Source organism: Methylobacterium sp. AC690 (assembly GCF_979256535.1).
On record NZ_CEEDOX010000008.1, the window covers coordinates 163,134 to 180,749 of the forward strand.

A 17,616-nucleotide genomic window follows, 5' to 3' on the forward strand; every position below is an offset into this window, starting at 1 on the left:
ATAGTTTTGGGGTCCGGTATGGGAGGTATTCTCGCAATGGAGCCGCGATCAGTTCTTCGGCACCTTGTCCTTGCCCTTACCCGGGTTTGATGTGTTGACGAGTTCGGGCGATGCCTTGGCGCGGAGAGACTGGCGCTGGGCCTCCGGATCGATCCGCCGGACGCGAGTCAATGGTTCGAGGCGGACTGGACTACCAGTCTTCAGCGCCTCGACGATGCCTTCCAAAACGCGCACGTCTGCATAACCCTCTTCGCCATCAGGTTCGGGGTCGCGGTCGATCAGGATGCAGTCGGAGAAGTAGCGCAGTTCGCCGCCGAAATGGTCTGTGTTCTTGAAGGTCTCGTGCGTCTTGCTTTCACCGATGGTGACGGTGTGCGCCAAAGACTTGCCGTACATGTATCCGGGGTTCACCTCTATGCTGCCCTTCGTACCCACCACCGTGTAGGTGTCGAGCGTGTTGCCCACATAGGACAGCACGAACTGCGCCAGGCGGTCGCCCGGGAAGCGCAATGTCACCGCGACTGTGTCATCAAAGTCGCCGAGACCTGCTTCAGGGTGCCGTACGCCGACGGCGGAGACCACCTCTGTCGGCTCCGAGCCGAAAACGTAGCGGGCTGCGTTCACCGGGTAAGGACCCATGTCAAAGATTGGTCCGGCCTCAATACCACTGCGAGCCCGGTGGTTCTCGGGCGAGACCATTTGGGTGAAGGTCGAGGCAAAGGTCAGCAAGGTACCAAGCTTGCCCGAACGGATCAGGTCGATGGTCGCGAGGGTCGCGGGCTCGAAATGCAGCCGGTAGGCCACCATCAGCTTGGCCGGCGAGCGCTCCGCGACGTCCAAGATCTCACGGCACTTCGCTGCCGAGACCTCCAGCGGTTTCTCCACCAGCACATGGATCCCGGCTTCCAGGGCGGGAATCGCGAACTCCGCGTGGCGCCAGTTCGGGGTGGCGATGTAGATCGCATCGATCTTGCCCGAAGCGATGAGTTCGCCGAACTGCTCGTAGCCGTAGGATTCCGTGACGCCGTACTGCCTGCCGACACCCTGGGACTTTTCCGGATCACCTGTGACGAAAGCTACCACCTCGGAGTTTCCGGTGTGGGCCACACCCGGCAGCATCGCCTCCTGCGTGATATCGCCGAGTGCGACGAAAGCGTAGCGAACCTTCCGGGCTGCGGTGAAGCCGAGGGCGGATGCGAGGCTCATGCGGGTCTCCGGGTGGGAAAGCGAAGCGTGTCGGGCGTTGCGAACTCGGCCGGAGCCTCGTCGCGTTTTAGGACGGTGGTGTGCAATCAACTGCGCCCTGCGGCCAATGTTGCATACGGATGCAGTCAGTGGCACATGGATGCCTTGCGCTGGGTGCAGGTGGTTCACTCGGAGTTCGTCAGATGAGCAGGACGCGTCCGCCCTCGTCGATTGCTGTCGCCCGGTTGGCCGGCGTCTCCCAATCGGCCGTATCGCGGACCTTCACTCCCGGGGGCGTCGTCTCGCCGGCGACCCGCGCCAAGGTGCTGGCGGCCGCTTCGACGTTGGGCTACCGGCCAAACCTCCTGTCACGCTCCCTCACGACCGGGCGCTCCGGCATCGTCGCCGTAGCTGTCGGCGGCCTCTCCAACCCTTTCCACGCGATGGCGCTGGAGTGCTTCGCGACCGGCCTGCAACGGAGGGGACAGCAAGTCATGCTCGTCGTGGTCGAGGACGAGTGGGCGCTCGGCTCTGCCGTGGAACTCCTTTCAGGTTATCAAGTGGACGCGGTGCTCAGTTCGCTCTCGGTGAACGCTCGGGATGTCGCCGAGGCCCTGACACGTTTCAGCGTTCCCATCGTCACGATGAACTCCTCGGTGACCAACCGCTGGGTTCGGACGGTGGCGGCCGACGACCATGAAGCCGGCGCCGCAATCGCGAAGCATCTGTACGGGCAGGGCGCCCGTCGCTTCGGCTACATCGCGGGCCGCTCGGGTACGCTTGCCCAGGAGCGCCGCGAGGCCGGCTTTCGGCAGGGCTTGGCTGAGTTCGGTATCACGGACTGCGAACGGGCGCAGGGCAACCACCATCATAGCGGCGGGGCAGCGTCGGTCCGGACGCTCTATGCGTCTGGCACCGGGCCGGACGGCCTGTTCTGCTTGAACGACCTGACCGCAATGGGCGCCATCGACGCGTTGCGGGTAGAGTTCGGTTTGCGCTGTCCGGACGATGTATTAGTCGCCGGTTACGACAACATCGACGGATCAGCGTGGCCTCCCTACCGCTTGACCACGGTCGATGTGGGCATGGACCGTGTCGCTGCCGAAGCCTTCGCGCTGATCGAAGGGGAGGATAGCGGTCCACCAGAAGTCTTGGTGCAGCCCCGCCTTGTCCTGCGCGCCAGCACCCGCAGTTGAGCAGGCAAAGGCCGCTTTCTTGCTGATCAAGCGTTCTGCTCGCTGACGCCCAAGGTTTCGAATTGTAACATCTGCGTAGTTTGTCGGAGTCTTGCAACTTCGGCGGCTAAGTCCTGGAAGATGTCACCCCACCGCCCACGCGCCGAGTTGGCTCAGCACTGCCTTCGAGTGTGTTCAGTCAACCAACTTGGGAAGGGTGTCGTCTGCTCTCAGCGAGACACTGTGCGCCGCACCGGCCACGAAGTTGATCGTATCATTGGGAGTCGCGGGCTGCCGTATTCGCCTTCAGAATAGCTCGAATTGTCCAATCGTCGACCTCTGGCATCATTATGCCGAGCAGAACGATGCACGGCAACAGAGTGCACGCCATGTCGAATCCATCTCGACCATCGCCTGCCGTCCGCACCGGGAACCATTCCGGATTATGAAGCAGGCCATGAGGTTCTGCTTGTTCGCCTCACCGTTGTTGACGAGCACAAGCCCGCCGCCTGCCGATCTCGTACTTGGATCGGTCGTGGAACTCCGAAATGTTCGAATCCCCGACGGTTGGATGAACGGCCCCCACGGGCAGGATGAAGATCATGTCTCGCTCTTCTATACTTTCCGGACAGGGCCATATCAGTGAAGAAGGGCAGGCTTGAAATAGCAGATGCGCACAAAGTTGCGGAAGGCGGACGCGTGTCACGGTCGTCCAGCTTTCACTAAGAACAGAACTGTTTGACGCAACTGTCGCCGTGATGACCAAGTAGGATTTGATCACTCTTCCTCTGGTGGTGAGTTGGAGGTATTCCTCAGGCGAGCGATGTAGAAGAGGAGTTAGAGTCCGTCCGATAAGTCATGACGCTCGGCCGAGTCTTCGGACGAGGATCATGGCGGCGGCGGCCTGGAGGAAGGCCTGGGCCGAGGCGAGGGTCGCCTCCGGGGCTTTCCAAAGGCGGCGGTTGCGGTTGATCCAGCCAAAGAAGCGTTCGACCACCCATCGGCGCGGATGCACGGCGAAGCCAACCTAATCCTTGGGTTTTCGCACGATATCGACGGTCATGATGGTTGCGGTCGCGGGCCTGTCGCCCGCATAGCCTGCATCGGCAAAGGCCTTGGCGATGAACGGGAAAGTCCGCCGCGATAGGCGCAGCACCGGTCCGGCCCCATCGCGATCCTGCACGTCGGCGGACTGTGGGTCGAGGACGAGAGCGCGTCCGTCCGTGTCAACCAGGGCCTGACGCTTGCGGCCCTTGATCTTCTTTCCAGCGTCGTAGCCGCGCGGCCCTCCGCTCTCGGTGGTCTTCACGCTCTGGCCGTCGAGCACTGCAGCAGTAGGCGAGGCGCTTCGACCGACCCGATCGCGGTCCACCATGACAAGGTGATGATTGATCCGGCCGAACAGGCCGTCGTCGCACCAGCGGGCGAAGTCGCCGAACGTCGTGCTGCGCGGAGGCAGATCCTTCGGGATCATCCGCCACGCGATGCCGCCCCGCAGGACTGGGAAGATCGCGTTCAGGATCTTTCGCGTCGTCCAGACGGGCGGACGACCGCACGAAGCCGGCTCCGGCATCAGCGGCGCGATGACCGCCCATTCCGCATCCGTCAGGTCGGTTTCGTAGCGCAGGTTGGCACGGCTATGCTGCTGGCGAGTGGTCGGGGTCCACATGGCACTTCCAGGTCAGGCTTCAGCACCCTTCTGGAATCACCGCCATCCCGGCCACTCAACCCCTGCCAGACGTTATCGGACGGGCTCTTAGCCAGCAGGAGAAGTAAGCACCAATTTTCCTTCGAAGGGCGCCTTCTGATTGCGATTGCTGGTGCAGGCGTAGGTTTCCTGGCCTGGCTTCAGCGTCCGAATTCGCAGGACACCCTTCCCGTGCTGTTTCACGAGATAACCCTTTTCGCTCGCGACATGAATGAGGTCGCCGTCAGCATGTAAAACGTTGGCGTTCTCGAACTGACCCGGCGCAGTGATCGTGACGGGTTCGGCGGCCTGGCTCACGATGCGAAGTTCCACGTTCGTGTTGGCGGGCAACTTCAATTCGGCAGGGGCACAGATAGGCTTGTCCCCGTCCATCGTGATCGTCAGTTCGACGGGCGGCATCGCATCGCTCGAAGCCGGGGGCAACGGTTTGCTTTGAGCAAGGGCTCCGCCTGCGCATGTGCTGGCCGCCAGAGCACCAAGTCCGAGCAGTGCGTATCGCATCAGGAAAACCTCGACTGAATAGGGTTCTGTCGGGGAATGGATGGCAGCGAGTTAGAGTTCCTTCACGCGGCGGCGCGCCGCAAGGCCGGTTGCACCAAGATCGTAGTTCGGAGGCAAGCGACATTGCGCCAGCTTGAGCGCTATAGAGATTGCACCATCTCGCGGAATGGCAGTGCGCCCGCTCTTATCTCTCCATGGCGCGACTATTTCTCAGGTTGCATGGCAATATTCTTCACCGCTGACACCCATTTCGGTGACGCACCTCTGGTTCAGCGTCGACGCCAGACCTTCGGGTCGGTGGAGGCCCATGACGAGGCTCTGATCGTCCGTTGGAATTCGGTTGTGGGAGTGACCGACGAGGTCTGGCACCTCGGTGACTTCGCCGCCGGTGCCAGCCGCGCGCATTGTGCCGCCGTCTTTGCTCGTCTCAATGGTATCAAGCGCTTGGTGCGCGGCAATCACGATACGAACCGGGTGCTCGAACTACCCTGGACAGAGCCGCCGGTAGAGAATGCCCGTATCACCGTTGGAGATTCCAACGGCTTGGCTTGGCGGCTCTTTCTCTCGCATTACCCGCATCGGTCCTGGCCGGGCTTCTGGCGGGAGACGCGCCACCTGTATGGGCATACCCATGCGTGCCTGCCGGATACGAGCCGCTCCTGTGACGTCGGGGCCGATGCCTGCGATTACCGTCCGATCGAACTGACAACGCTGATCGCGCGTCAGGACGCAGCGCTGCAGGCTCCCGAGGAAATGGCGGCACGTGGCCTACGTTGAGCCCTTCCGAGGATACAACGATCCCATGATGTCTTGGCCATCGTCGGTCCGCCATGGTGCTGTCGATTCTGCGTCTCATCCCTAATCTGGTGAAGCTCCGCGGGTCCTTCCCGGAAACGCGCCTTCCGGGTTCGGCTCCCTCCGTATAGTAAAAAATGAATTCAGAGTAATATTGATTGTATAGTAGGTCTCGTGATGCGTAGTCCTCAAGCATAGAATGCTGCTCAGATCAAGGATACATCAGGGAAATCGCAGACACCTTCAGGCCAGCCTTCCGATGGTCGTTGGACAGGCAAGACGGGGCGTCGTTGCGCCCGCGGGTACCCCTGGGAGCTTAACACTCGCCCGCAACATCATTTTTTGAAATCAAGATCATACCGGGCGATCCCGGTCTTTGGTTCGGCCCCAGTCTCTGAGAGGCGATGATGTTCCAAGCCGCTCCGATTGGCGCGGCGCTTTATTGAACGCGCCAGGACGCGGAGTATTCGCGTTGCCGCGAACGACATCACCCTGAACGATCGCATGCCCAGAGGCGACTGCCAGGATCAACTGCGTCGCGTAGGCGCGAGGTCCACTCCCCTTCAGGGACATCCCCGGGCCGCCGGGGCGGAGCTTGTTGCCGATTAAGCCCCAGGGCGGTGGAATGGGAAGTCGCCTGATGCCTAGGCCTCGATCAAGCAGCGCTGCGGCGTCTTCGATCTGGCCGGCAAGCAGGAGAAGGCCAGGGCGCGTGATCCGAAACGCGTAGTTGCTTTCATCATCCACCTCCACGAGCGAGACGAGCTTCAAGGACAAAGCCTGACAGGCGATATCAACGTTGTCGCGTGTGAACTCGGCCTCAAGCGCGAGAGGTTGTGCAGAGGTCCGGCAGGATACCCGTTCGAGAAACAGGCGGCGTCTGAACGTTTGTGCCATATCCCTCGCACACGGATCGGTCACCCCGGATCGATCTTTCGGGGGGGGGGGCAGCATGCCGTCGGGGAAGTTTCGGACTGGTTGCGATCAACGCGTCGCTAGACCACCAAACGGCATGCGGCCGGCTTTCGTCCCCAGCTTCGCTTGAATGGTGAGAGCCGGAAATTCCGGGGTCGGGCCAGAATCGACCATGCCACGCACCTGACAAAATTCCGTGAACCTTTCGCTATCAATCCCCTCAATTTACAGCAGGAAACGATCATAGACCTGCAAACTGCTGACATCCCTTGCCTGTGCTCCAATCAATGACTGATCAACAAGGGCGCAACTCGCAGCCTTCGCAAACCTGATGAGGATGCACGCATTTCCAAATTGCGGCGTGTGCCGCTGAGGTCGCCCATCGTCCTCAGGGGGATGTCCAATCGGCCACCAGATCAACGGGTGTGTATCTCCCTTCTACGCCGCAGCCTAAAGGTGCATTTGCTGACTGCGATGTGTGTCACGACGCCCTCGATTCTCGTTCCAGGCCCGCGCTGAATCCCACTAGACGTGAGCGGCGAGCTTGGATGGTGAAGCGGAAATCTCTTGTTGTTCTCCGGCGCTGCCCTCTCTGAAGGGATGGGACCGTTCCAGAAGGCTGCTCATGATGAAGTTGTTTATTGCCAAGATCCGATCCGCCGTCGGGACAAAGCCCTTGGTGACGGTGCGGGCCGCCGCGGAAGGGGAGGCAAGGCTGTTCCTGGAAGCCGCCTATCCGGAGGACGAGATCGTAGATGTTGCCGAACCCAGCGGCTGGGCGAGCGATGCCGATACCGGAAGTTCAGCGGGCGATATTCGCGAGCATGCCGGCGTGGAGTGGCAGGCGCCTTCGAGCCACGCAGATTAACGGATCGATGCGCTCGATCGCTGCGCCCCCGCCAGAGATGGATTGACCCAAGATCGGGCACTTTTCAATGCCCCGGTCTGTGTGGCCTCCCGCGGACCAAGCAGATCCGCTGGGAAGACTGCGCCTTTTCCCTAATCGACTGGCTGGAGGTCTTGTCCGTGATTCGCTATGACTTCTCGTTGTCGCTGTAAGGAGGACGATCGCCCAGGGGAGGAGGAGTGTCTTCCAGCGTTCCAATGGCCGCTGGTGAGATGACACGATAGGTGACTTTCGGGATGCCGCCGACCAGTCGATTACCGTTTCTGTCAGGACTGATGAAGCGCTCGAGTGGGTGCGATTAATGCACGTGGTTCTGGTAACAGCGCGTTGCGATCACGACACCGCTGACCATGCTGGCACGAACCTCGCCGCATTATGTCGGCGCTGCTAGAGCGGTGTCCCATCGGCTTGAATCGTTTGTGGTTTTGAGAGCGGGGTAGATGTGATTCGATACCCGGCCTTCCGTGGAGGAGAGCCGGATGCCCTCAGCCCTGTCAGCGGATCTGCGTGAGCGCGTCGTAATAGCGATCGAGGCAGGAACCTCACGCCGGGAAGCCGCCAGACGGTTCGAGGTCAGTCCCGCCAGCGCCGTGCGCTGGCACAAGGCCTTCGTGCGGGAGGGGCGCACACGGGCAAAGCCGATGGGCGGCGATCAGCGCTCGCACGCCATCGAGGCGCAGGCCGACCTGATCCGGCAGACCTACGAGGCGAAGCCCGAACTGTTCCTGCACGAGTTGCGCGACCGTTTGGCCGAACAGGGTCTGCGGGTCGGGGTCAGCAGCCTGTCCCGCTTCTTCAAGCGCCACGGCATCACGCGCAAAAAAACACTAGTCACGCCGCCGAGCAGGAGCGGGAGGACGTGAAGACCGCGCGCCTGTGCTGGTTCGAGCGCCAGCTCGATCTCGACCCGGACAAGCTCGTGTTCCTCGACGAGACCGCCACCAACACGAAGATGGTCCGCCGCTATGGGCGAGCCCCGCGCGGCGAACGCTGCCGGGTTGCGGTGCCGTTCGGCCACTGGAAAACCATCACGGTCACCGCCGGTCTGGGCATCAGCGGCCTGATGGCCACCGCCCTCTTCGATGGACCGATGACCGGCGCTCGCTTCCGCGGCTATGTCGAAGAAACTCTTGTCCCAGCCCTCAGGCCCGGCGACACGGTCGTGCTCGACAATCTGCCAGCCCACAAGCTCAGCGGCATCCGCGAACGCATCGAGGCGGCCGGGGCGAGGCTACTCTACCTGCCGGCCTATTCCCCCGACTTCAACCCGATCGAACTCGCCTTCGCCAAGCTCAAGGCCATTCTTCGAGCCGAGGCCGCTCGAACGATCAGCGACCTCTGGGACACAATCCGACAAGCCTTCAGACGCTTCACGCCAGCCGAATGCCGCCGGTATCTCGCCGGAGCAGGCTACTACGCATATGATCCAACATGATAGGATGCCGCTCTAGATCAAACACGATCGCTCCGAGCATCCACACCGACGCTGGGAGGGCTCGTTTCAGCGCGGGGCCTGAGGCAATCTCGTTGGTGACTCTCCACTACGGCGGCGGAGCGCTAACGTCCACGCGACGTCGTTTCCGGCCCCACAGCAACCAGGGCTCGAAGCGCCGCGATGCTTCACAAACGATGATCCTAGCTGGAGTTGGCACCCTATGCCGATGGGGTAGGCATACCCTTCAGGACGGCTTCATGAAGAAGGCGGAGCCAATGGATTGCCTCCCGGGCTTTGGCTTCGGCGATTTCAGCCCGCCGCTCCGCATCCGCCACCGAACTCTTGCTGGTGTTACTAGCCTCGACGATCGCTTCGACGTTCGCGAGCGTGATCGACCAGTCGAATTCGTCGGTCTCCGCCTTCGGCGCGGGCTCAACCCTGCGGGACAGCGTATCGGTAAAGTTCTCCGGAATTAGTCGGTTCAGGTCGTCGTTCGAATGCGGGAACGAAGTGCTGAAGATGTTCCGAATCCGCTCGGCCTCTTGGTCGAGCGAGTCCACGAGAACCGGCTTCTCAGCTGCTTCCATCACGTATGCATCCTCGTCCAGAATACCTTCACCTATTCCAACAGAAACCTAATCTTGTAAAAATCCGATTAAAAGAACGGAGATCCTGCGATCCGGAAGGGCTGCCATGTGAATTATGGGAGTATCTCGATGTAGAGGAACGACGCGGCAAACACGCAAGATCGCACGCATCGGGTCTGCCGAGGGACTTCGCAAAATTCGTTTGGTATGCTAGTACTCTGCGGCTCATTCAGTACAGATACGTCCGTGAAAGCGGGAGGGCGGCAGTCGGGTCAAGTCACGATTGCACAAGGCCCGGATAAGATTACCGCTCTGAAAGACGATGCACAGATATAGTAGAAAGGCGCAGTGCCGGCCCCAGCCAGATGGATCTCCGCATAACCTGCGGTTTCTCGCAGTTATGTTGCGGCGAGAACGAAATCGACGCCTTGTGCGATGATGGCTGGGCTGTACGCGTGTGGGCCGTCGTACTCGACTGCCGTGACCGCGTATCCCGCCTCGCACAATTGAGCGACGTGGACCATTGCGCTGCGGTCGATTGGGATCTGCTCGTCGTGGGTTCCGTGGGAGAGGAAGATGCGCGGCGCGCCCGATTGCAGATGAACGGACAGGAATCCGGCCGAGGAGACGAGGAGATGGGTGACCACGTGTCCGTTGGCGAGGCCGAGGGAGAGCGTGTAGCTGCCGCCATCGGAATGGCCCGCGAAGACCAGCCGCGTCGGATCGAGGAGGTAGCGGGTGCTGACCTCGGCCAGCGCCTCGTCGACACGCTCCCGATCGGGCCCGTGCCCGCCGATAACGAGGTCCCAGGTCGGAAACAACGATTGGGGTGCAAGCAGCAGGAATCCCCGCGCCCGGGCATGCGCCTCCAGCATCGGCAGGATCTTCTCCGCGCTACCGCCTCCGCCGTGAAACAGAACCACGAGGGGTGTCGGTCGGCGCGGCTCGATCCCCTCCGGCACCACGAGGATCGCGTCGCGCTGAGCGAACAGGCCGAGGGCGTGTCGGCCTGGCGGCAGGGCTTCCCGGGTGGGGAGCCGGTGCGCGAAGGCGAGCCTGCCGGCGAGTCGGGGATCGATCATGCGGAATTCTGCTTATGGGGAATTTTCAAGGGGTGGCCGGCCGTCAGTCGGCCTTGTCCGCCTGAAGCGGCTTGATCTTCAACTGGTCGATCAGCCAGCGCCATCCGCCGTCGGCTTGGCGCCGTGCGGTCTCCGCCGAGATCGTCCCGTTCGGCAATCGTGCGAAGGTCATGGCGAGATCGCCGCTCCGGATCGCCGGAAGGGTCTCGGCGGCCGGAAAATCGGATTTGCGCGCCAGGAGATCCGCATAGAATTGCCGGATCTCGGCGTGCCCCGTGGCCACGACCTTGCCGGCGGCCAACACCGCGTCACGTTCGTAAAGGGCAACCAACCCCTCCACATCCCCTGCGTTAGCGCGTTCGTTAAAGAGACGGGCAAGGTCTTCCGGCTCGTGGGCGAGGGGTGCGTGGTGGCCGGACGCTTCGGGCGTTGTCGTCATCGCAGATCCTTCCTTGAACGAGATGGGAGGCTCAGGTCAGCAGCGTGCCGGCGCCGTCGCGGACCGAGACCGCGATGGGAATGCCGGCCTGCACACTCTCGGAGACGGTACAGAAGCGCTGGAACTGCTCCAGCACCCGGTCGATGCGTGGCACGGCGTCGGCGGTCGCCCCGAGGCTGATGGAGATTGCGATGCCCGTGATGCGCAGCCGGTTCTCGGCGTTGCGCGTGACCTCGCAATGCGCCTCGGCCCCGATGCCGCCGGCTTCCTGCTTGTACTTGCCGAGAGCGAAGACGAGACTGGCGCACAGGCAGTTCGTTACCGCCGAGACGAGAAGCTGTTCGGGAAACGGGCCTTCGCCTTTGCCGATCGGAACGGCCTCGTCAACGACCAGATGAGGGAGGACCCCGCCAAAATCGATCGCGAACTTGTAGCCTTCGATCTGCGTGATCGTGATGCTCGGGCCTGGTTCCATTGTGCCTCCCCCTGCCGGTTCTCGTTTATCCGCAACGTGCCGGTCTGGTTCGAGAACGTCGTCACCCCGGCTCAAGCTCCCTTCGCCGCTTGATGATGGCGCTGCGAGTTGACACCTCAGCGACGTTGGCATACCAAATACCAACGATTGTTACACCGAAAAAAGCAAGTCCTCGCGACGCCACTGACTAGGCTCCAGCCTGACCGACAAGGAGAGGAATGTTCCATGCCGGTGGATAAGCAACATCCTACTCCAGCTTCGAGCCCGCACGGTCGATGAAGCGGGCAGCGGAGACGACATCCGCGGCACGGGCAGGGAGATTAAGGGTCAGCGCATGACGAGCCCAATCGATTTTGCCGCACTTGTGGCGGCGGCCGGCGATGCCGTTGTGGTGTCGGACCCGAGCGGTGCGATCATCGTGTGGAATCCTGCCGCGACGCGGATCTTCGGCTACACGGCAGCGGAGGCGATCGGCCAGTCTCTTGACCTCATCACGCCGGAGCGGCAGCGCCGGCGCCACTGGGATGGTTATGCCAAGACCATGCAGACGGGAGTGACCAAATATGGCGCCGACGTCCTGCGGGTGCCGGCTATCCACAAGGACGGCCACACGCTCTCCATCGCTTTCACGGTTGGGTTGATCCACGGCCCCGACAACGCCGTCAGGGGCATCGCCGCGGTCATCCGCGACGAAACCCAGCGCTGGAACGACGAGCGCGACATGCGCCGCCGTCTGGCGGACCTCGAATCCCGCGTCGCCTGAGGGTGACGCGCGACACGCCGCTGGATTCTCGCTCGACGGGACCTTGGCCAACCCAGAACCCGCACCGACCGGGCAAGTCTCGAACTTCGACAATCGTCTAAGCCAACAGGGAGAACGCCACGATGAGCAAGCCGCTCGAGGGTATCAAGATCATCGATTTCACCCACGTCCAGGCTGGCCCAGCCTGTACGCAGCTCCTGGCCTGGTTCGGCGCTGACGTGATCAAGGTGGAGCGGCCTGGGGCCGGCGACGTGACGCGTACGCAGCTCCGCCACGTCGAGGGCGCCGACGCGCTCTACTTCACCATGCTCAATTCCAATAAGCGCTCCCTGACGCTCGACACCAAGACCCCCGAGGGCAAGGAAGTCCTTGAGAACTTGATCAAGCAGTCCGACGTCATGGTCGAGAATTTCGGCCCCGGCGCCCTCGACCGTATGGGCTTCTCCTGGTCGCGCATCCAGGAACTCAATCCGGGCATGATCCTCGCCTCGGTGAAGGGCTTCTCGGACGGTCACCACTACGAGGACCTGAAGGTCTACGAGAACGTCGCGCAGTGCGCGGGCGGTGCGGCCTCGACCACCGGCTTCTGGGACGGCCCGCCCACCGTCAGCGCCGCCGCGCTCGGCGACTCAAACACCGGCATGCATCTCGCCATCGGCATCCTCACGGCGCTTCACCAGAAGAACAAGACCGGCAAGGGCCAGAAGGTTGCCGTCTCGATGCAGGATTCGGTACTCAACCTCTGCCGCGTCAAGCTCCGGGATCAGCAGCGCCTCGATGCTCTCGGCTACCTCGAGGAATACCCGCAGTATCCGCACGGGGAGTTCTCGGACGTGGTGCCGCGCGGCGGCAACGCGGGAGGCGGCGGCCAGCCGGGCTGGGTGCTGAAGTGCAAGGGTTGGGAGACCGACCCGAACGCCTACATCTACTTCACGATCCAGGGCCATGCCTGGGCTCCGATCTGTAAGGCGATCGGCAAGCCGGAATGGGAGAACGATCCGGCCTACAGCACCGCCCGTGCGCGCCAGGACAAGATCATGGACATCTTCGGCACGATCGAGGCTTGGCTCGCCGACAAGACCAAGTTCGAGGCCGTGGACATCCTGCGCAAGTTCGACATCCCGTGCTCGCCGGTGCTGTCGATGAAGGAGATCGCCAACGACCCGTCGCTGCGCGCCAGCGGCACCGTGGTCGAGGTGCCGCACCCGAAGCTCGGCTCGTACCTGACCGTCGGAAGCCCGATCAAGTTCTCCGACATGCAGGTCGAGGTGAAGGCCTCGCCGCTGCTCGGTGAGCACACCGACGAAGTGCTGCTCGACCTCGGCTACACCCAGCAGCAGATCGAGCAATTGCACCAGGCCCGCGCCGTCTGAGGTGCCACACGAGGCAGTCCGTCCTCGGACGGGCCGCGACGAAAACCATGACGGCGCGCCGCGAGGCGCGCCGTTTCTTGTTGGATCAGGCCTGCATCTTCGGTCGGATCAAGATTCACGCCCGAACGCGGGGCTGGCCGTACGCTGACCTGGGACAACGGGCCACCGGCGTAAGAGTCTCAATCGGCGAACTGCCCCATGCCATTACGCTCGCTCGGTGGCAGGCGCCTTTCAAATTGTGCCCCGGTGATGGGCTACCCACTGGAACGAGCCCCGCCCGGCTCGAGAGACATCCTTAAACGCCGCAAATCTGTGTCGATGATCAGGCAATGGATCAGCCCGACCGGCGCCAGATAGGCTATCATGATGTCGAGGCGGCGATCCCACTCAGTCAGGACCAGCATGTCCAGAGCGCTGAGTTCCACGAGGAAGAATCCAGCGGGTCTCCGTCCTGGACATAGGCCCGCTGTTTCCCGGAGTAGCCGCTGATGGCCTTCACGACAAACCGCGTCGCGATTGCATCCGTGACGCGAAAAGCGAAATTCAGGAGCGGTCACAACTCTGCGGTGATGTAATCCCAGGCCTGAATTGACTAATCGCCGATGCAAGTGCGATCGACCGTGTTTCGCAATGATCGAGCTACTCGCGCGGGCGCAGAATGCGAACGGATAGGGTAGCGACCAAGCACTTTGTCTGCTCTAAATCGGCGGCTCCGCACGAGTATGATTCTGGTGTGATGCCTCGGTTTCGCTCCTGCGTCGAGCGCTGATCGGCTCAGCCCTCGCTACGCTGATGGCGGAAAATCATCTGATTTAGTCGTTCTATCCCACGAGGGACGGCCCGGAATTGCGGCCCTGCAACGTGCAAAAATTCGGGAAGGCTGCAAAGCGAATCGTCCATCGGCGCCGTGCCTGTCTCCTTCACCGCGAGCGCTTCGTAGGGCAACCAACCGCTGAAGGGCTCCAGGGCGTCTGGCTCGGCCGGACGGTACCAGCGCCAGACTTGGCGCGCCGCGCTCGGGGCGTACCAGCGGCCGGGTCGGCCCTCCACTAGGATCGGTCCAAGGGTCATGTGGTTGATGCAGACTCGAGCGACGGATCGCGGGGCCGTGTGCATCGGGCGCCAGGTCGGTGGCATCGGAGATCTCCTGCGAGGCGATCGGGCGAGGCTGAAACGGGCGCGGGGGCCAGGACTTGGCGTCCGGCCCCCGCGGGTCTTCTTCGATCGCTTCGGTTAGGCCGTCAGGCCGCGACGATGCGGGGGGCCGACTTGGTCTCGTCGGAGACGGCAAGCGCCTGCGCCACGACGCGCTTGCGCCAGGGCTTCAGCACCGCAATGGCGAGGAGCGAAGCGAGGATGTTGGCGCCGGCGGCCACCAGGAAGACGCCATCCCAACTGTTGGTCGCCTGCTGCAGATAGTTCGCGACCGGGACAAGAAGCGCGGCGGTGCCCTTCGCAGTGTAGAGCAAGCCTGCATTGGTGGCGGCGAACTTGGTGCCGAAGGTATCCGTGCAGGTCGAGGGAAAGAGAGAGTATATCTCGCCCCACGCAAAGAACACGAAGCCCGAGAGCAGCACGAACCACAGAGGGTCATGGCCCCAGAGGTAGAGCATGTAGATGCCGAAGCCTTCCATCGCGAAGGCGACGAACATGGTGTTCTCACGACCGATCTTGTCCGAGACCCAGCCGAAGAACGGGCGGGTCAGGCCGTTCAGCACGCGGTCGATGGTGGCCGCGAAGGTGATGGCGACCATGGTGATGCCCATGATCGTGACAGGCACCTTGTCGACACCGATATCGGCAGCGATGGGCTTCAGGTTTGCGGTGATCATCAGGCCGCCGGCGCCCACGATGACGAACATGAAGTACATCAGCCAGAAGATCGGCTGCCGGGCAACCTCACCGGGGGTGTAGTTGCGCCGGGTCTGGATGACGTTCGTGTTGGCGGCAGCCTCCGGAACCTGCCCCTTCTTCGGCGAGGTGAAGAAGAACGCCAGTGCGCAGACAACGAGACCCTGACCGATGCCGAAGTTGAAGAACGCGGCCTGGAAGCCGTGATCGGCGATCATCCATTGGATCGGAGCGACGGTGAGGGCCGAGCCGGCACCGAAGCCGGCAGCGATGATGCCGGCCGCCAGCCCGCGCTTGTCCGGAAACCATTTCAGGGCGCTGCCGACACAAGTGCCGTAGACCGCGCCCGCACCGATACCGGCGATGACCTGGCCGAGATAGAACATGTTCAACGAGGTGGCGTAGGAGTTGACCACCCAGCCGATGCCGCACAGCAGGCCGCCGAACAGCACCACCACCCGCGGGCCGTACTTGTCGACGAACCAGCCCTCGACGGGAACGAGCCAGGTCTCGAACAGAACGAACAGGGTGAAGGCCCATTGAATCGCCGCGCGATCGAAGCCGAATTTCTTTTGGATGTCAGGGACGAAGAACGTCCATCCGTACTGCAGATTCGCGATCATCACCATGCAGATGACGCCGATGACGAGCTGTCCCCATCGATAACTGTCAGATACGCGCTCGGTTGTGGTTTCCACCCTCGACATGGCTCTTCCTCCGGTAGGCTCTTGCTGAAACGAGTACGCGATCGGATCTGCGGCCGATGCTGCGCACGGGGGCCGTTAGCCGCCGGGCTTGTCGCCGGCTTGGTATGTGGAATACCAGCCTCTCTCGCGTCGAACCAATCGTCAAGAGTTGGTTTCCAAGAAATCGATCTCGCAATGCAGCGTGTTCACCAGATTTCGATGCACTTTCGAGCCCTTACCGGCTGTTCTTCAGCTATCCAGGAAGTCGTCCAGCCCGATTGCAGTGCCACGTCCCGATGAGGTGCGGACGATCGCCGAGCCGTTGACCAAGCTGCGCAGGCCGGCGATTTGGCCCATTTATCTATTGACCTGGGAGAGAGGCGCGCGTGAATTTCCGCTTGTCTGCCATGATTTGAACACGCCTGCGCATCGGGGAGATGCGCGATACTGCCGATCGGCAAAGCTGGTGTACCGCACAAGCTTGGTGCGTTGTTAAGGTGGACGAACGTTGGGGCTACGCGTCCAACGGTGTCGATTATAGAATTTTTGCTGCGACGCAGCATAGCCGCCGATGAAATATGTGGCTGGCCCGCGTCGATCGTCTTCCCTGAGCCGCTTTGAAGTGGGGGCGTGAACGACAAATCAGCGGATCTGTCGCGTGTTTATGCACAATATTTCAAGGGGCGCGTTGACAACTGAAATTCTGTATACCAAGTTTTCTTCACAAAACGTCACGAGTCCGGAGTATCGGCGCCATGAGCGCGAGCCAGAAGCCTGGCAGTCAAGCCTCGCGCGTGCGCCACATCCGTATGGACCGATCCGTGCGCGAAGCGATGCGCCTCCTCTCGACACCGGACGTCGATGCTTTGATCGTCGTGGACGGAGCCTGCGACGAGACTGGCTGCTTCATCGGAATACTCACGGAGCGGGACATCTTCCGCTCCATGTCCGACAAGGGCCTGGAGACGCTTGACAGTCTGGTCTGGATGCTGACCACGCCGGAATTCGTCACTGCTGACGTGCGAACCCCACCGGCGGACCGGCTGCAACTTTTCTGCGCACACAAGATCAACCATATCGCCATTATGGACGGCCTCTGCCTTCACTCGGTCCAGAGTATCTGGGATTGTGTTGCCGAAGCTCCACACGCTTAGACTGCCCTACGACAGACCTCGGCTGAGATCGGAATCGTCATCGATCGGCGAAGTTCGTGTAGAAACGTTCGACGTTCGGATCCTGCACTGCAAAGGAATTCCGCGGTTTTCAGCCAGAATCTTTTGCAGTGCCCAAATCTTGACCCGGAATGCGTTTGAACTCAGATTCTTTAGCCTCGCTCGACATTGGGCGGGGCAAGGCAAAGTTGGCTCAAGAGAGCTGGCACCCATCATCGTTCGAGGCTTCGGCAAGGTGCCGTTATCCGCGATGAGGGAGTTGAAGGAGTGATCTCCATGCGTTTCCTGGCAATCCTCGACTGCCCGGTGATCTTCAGCGGCGAGAATAGCTATGGGATGACCAGCATCGATATGTGCCCGTCGACCGGGATCACGAGCGGGCTGATCAGTCGGCACGTGAAAGTGGTCGACGGTCGCCTGATCGCGGTCTGCATCTGGACCAGCGAGTTCTGCTGCCGCAAGTACTTCGATGGGGCTTGGTACGGCAAGGCAGCCGACCTATGGGGCGACCAGTATCAACTTCGTCTCGAGGCGATCGAGGAACCCCAGGCCGCCTGAGCATACGCG

Annotated in this window: 17 protein-coding genes and 1 pseudogene; 8 read left to right on the forward strand and 10 right to left on the reverse strand. The window is 61.8% G+C overall.

The genetic code is table 11. The features are described from left to right. Window positions 1-48: 48 nt before the first annotated feature. Window positions 49-1,206: a Gfo/Idh/MocA family protein gene (locus AC0IY1_RS11610; protein ID WP_471769665.1), complete on the reverse strand. Its 1,158-nt coding sequence runs from the start codon at window positions 1,204-1,206 to the stop codon at window positions 49-51. A 182-nt stretch (window positions 1,207-1,388) separates the two neighbouring features. Here AC0IY1_RS11610 and AC0IY1_RS11615 point away from each other — a divergent pair, with 182 nt between their 5' ends. Next, window positions 1,389-2,381, forward strand: coding sequence for a LacI family DNA-binding transcriptional regulator (locus AC0IY1_RS11615; protein ID WP_471769667.1), 993 nt, complete (start codon window positions 1,389-1,391; stop codon window positions 2,379-2,381). Between the two features lie 835 nt (window positions 2,382-3,216). Here AC0IY1_RS11615 and AC0IY1_RS11620 read toward each other — a convergent pair. Both AC0IY1_RS11620 and AC0IY1_RS11625 read right to left on the reverse strand, forming a co-directional pair. Further along, window positions 3,217-4,029: pseudogene (locus AC0IY1_RS11620) on the reverse strand (IS5 family transposase). 87 nt (window positions 4,030-4,116) lie between these two features. Continuing rightward, window positions 4,117-4,569, reverse strand: a complete 453-nt coding sequence (locus AC0IY1_RS11625; protein ID WP_103711741.1) for a cupredoxin domain-containing protein — start codon at window positions 4,567-4,569, stop codon at window positions 4,117-4,119. A 219-nt stretch (window positions 4,570-4,788) separates the two neighbouring features. Here AC0IY1_RS11625 and AC0IY1_RS11630 point away from each other — a divergent pair, with 219 nt between their 5' ends. Then, entirely contained in the window at window positions 4,789-5,346 is a 558-nt protein-coding gene (locus tag AC0IY1_RS11630; protein ID WP_471769747.1) for a metallophosphoesterase, read from the forward strand. Window positions 5,347-5,718: 372 nt separating this feature from the next. Here AC0IY1_RS11630 and AC0IY1_RS11635 read toward each other — a convergent pair whose 3' ends face one another. Then, window positions 5,719-6,261: a hypothetical protein gene (locus AC0IY1_RS11635; protein ID WP_146056456.1), complete on the reverse strand. Its 543-nt coding sequence runs from the start codon at window positions 6,259-6,261 to the stop codon at window positions 5,719-5,721. A 643-nt stretch (window positions 6,262-6,904) separates the two neighbouring features. On the opposite strand from AC0IY1_RS11635, the gene AC0IY1_RS11640 reads away from it, so the two are divergent. After that, window positions 6,905-7,147: a hypothetical protein gene (locus AC0IY1_RS11640; RefSeq protein WP_103711742.1), complete on the forward strand. Its 243-nt coding sequence runs from the start codon at window positions 6,905-6,907 to the stop codon at window positions 7,145-7,147. A 518-nt stretch (window positions 7,148-7,665) separates the two neighbouring features. Further along, a protein-coding gene (locus tag AC0IY1_RS11645; RefSeq protein WP_471769668.1) for an IS630 family transposase occupies window positions 7,666-8,621 on the forward strand; the annotation gives its coding sequence in 2 pieces (ribosomal slippage) (window positions 7,666-8,005 and window positions 8,005-8,621; 957 coding nt in all). Between the two features lie 218 nt (window positions 8,622-8,839). Here AC0IY1_RS11645 and AC0IY1_RS11650 read toward each other — a convergent pair. The 4 genes from AC0IY1_RS11650 to AC0IY1_RS11665 form a co-directional block, all read right to left on the reverse strand. Continuing rightward, window positions 8,840-9,208: a hypothetical protein gene (locus AC0IY1_RS11650; protein ID WP_103711744.1), complete on the reverse strand. Its 369-nt coding sequence runs from the start codon at window positions 9,206-9,208 to the stop codon at window positions 8,840-8,842. A 398-nt stretch (window positions 9,209-9,606) separates the two neighbouring features. Beyond that, entirely contained in the window at window positions 9,607-10,290 is a 684-nt protein-coding gene (locus AC0IY1_RS11655) for an alpha/beta hydrolase (protein ID WP_471769670.1), read from the reverse strand. Between the two features lie 43 nt (window positions 10,291-10,333). Further along, window positions 10,334-10,729, reverse strand: coding sequence for a YybH family protein (locus tag AC0IY1_RS11660; RefSeq protein ID WP_471757208.1), 396 nt, complete (start codon window positions 10,727-10,729; stop codon window positions 10,334-10,336). 31 nt (window positions 10,730-10,760) lie between these two features. Next, window positions 10,761-11,204, reverse strand: coding sequence for an OsmC family protein (locus AC0IY1_RS11665; RefSeq protein ID WP_471769748.1), 444 nt, complete (start codon window positions 11,202-11,204; stop codon window positions 10,761-10,763). Between the two features lie 334 nt (window positions 11,205-11,538). Here AC0IY1_RS11665 and AC0IY1_RS11670 point away from each other — a divergent pair, with 334 nt between their 5' ends. Together AC0IY1_RS11670 and frc are read left to right on the forward strand one after the other, a co-directional pair. Beyond that, window positions 11,539-11,967, forward strand: coding sequence for a PAS domain-containing protein (locus AC0IY1_RS11670; protein ID WP_471769672.1), 429 nt, complete (start codon window positions 11,539-11,541; stop codon window positions 11,965-11,967). Window positions 11,968-12,089: 122 nt separating this feature from the next. Continuing rightward, a complete protein-coding gene (frc, locus tag AC0IY1_RS11675; RefSeq protein WP_103711749.1) occupies window positions 12,090-13,340 on the forward strand; it encodes a formyl-CoA transferase in 1,251 nt (416 codons plus the stop codon). A gap of 254 nt (window positions 13,341-13,594) precedes the next feature. Here the strand turns inward: frc and AC0IY1_RS11680 are convergent, their stop codons facing one another. Next, on the reverse strand, window positions 13,595-13,765 hold the full coding sequence (locus tag AC0IY1_RS11680) for a hypothetical protein (RefSeq protein WP_471769674.1): 171 nt from the start codon (window positions 13,763-13,765) through the stop codon (window positions 13,595-13,597). 816 nt (window positions 13,766-14,581) lie between these two features. Continuing rightward, entirely contained in the window at window positions 14,582-15,898 is a 1,317-nt protein-coding gene (gene oxlT / locus AC0IY1_RS11685) for an oxalate/formate MFS antiporter (RefSeq protein WP_471769676.1), read from the reverse strand. 734 nt (window positions 15,899-16,632) lie between these two features. Between oxlT and AC0IY1_RS11690 the strand changes: the two genes are divergently transcribed. Then, on the forward strand, window positions 16,633-17,031 hold the full coding sequence (locus AC0IY1_RS11690; protein WP_103711751.1) for a CBS domain-containing protein: 399 nt from the start codon (window positions 16,633-16,635) through the stop codon (window positions 17,029-17,031). 294 nt (window positions 17,032-17,325) lie between these two features. Beyond that, complete coding sequence (locus AC0IY1_RS11695; protein ID WP_471769678.1) at window positions 17,326-17,607, forward strand: hypothetical protein; 282 nt, start codon at window positions 17,326-17,328, stop codon at window positions 17,605-17,607. Window positions 17,608-17,616 lie beyond the last annotated feature (9 nt).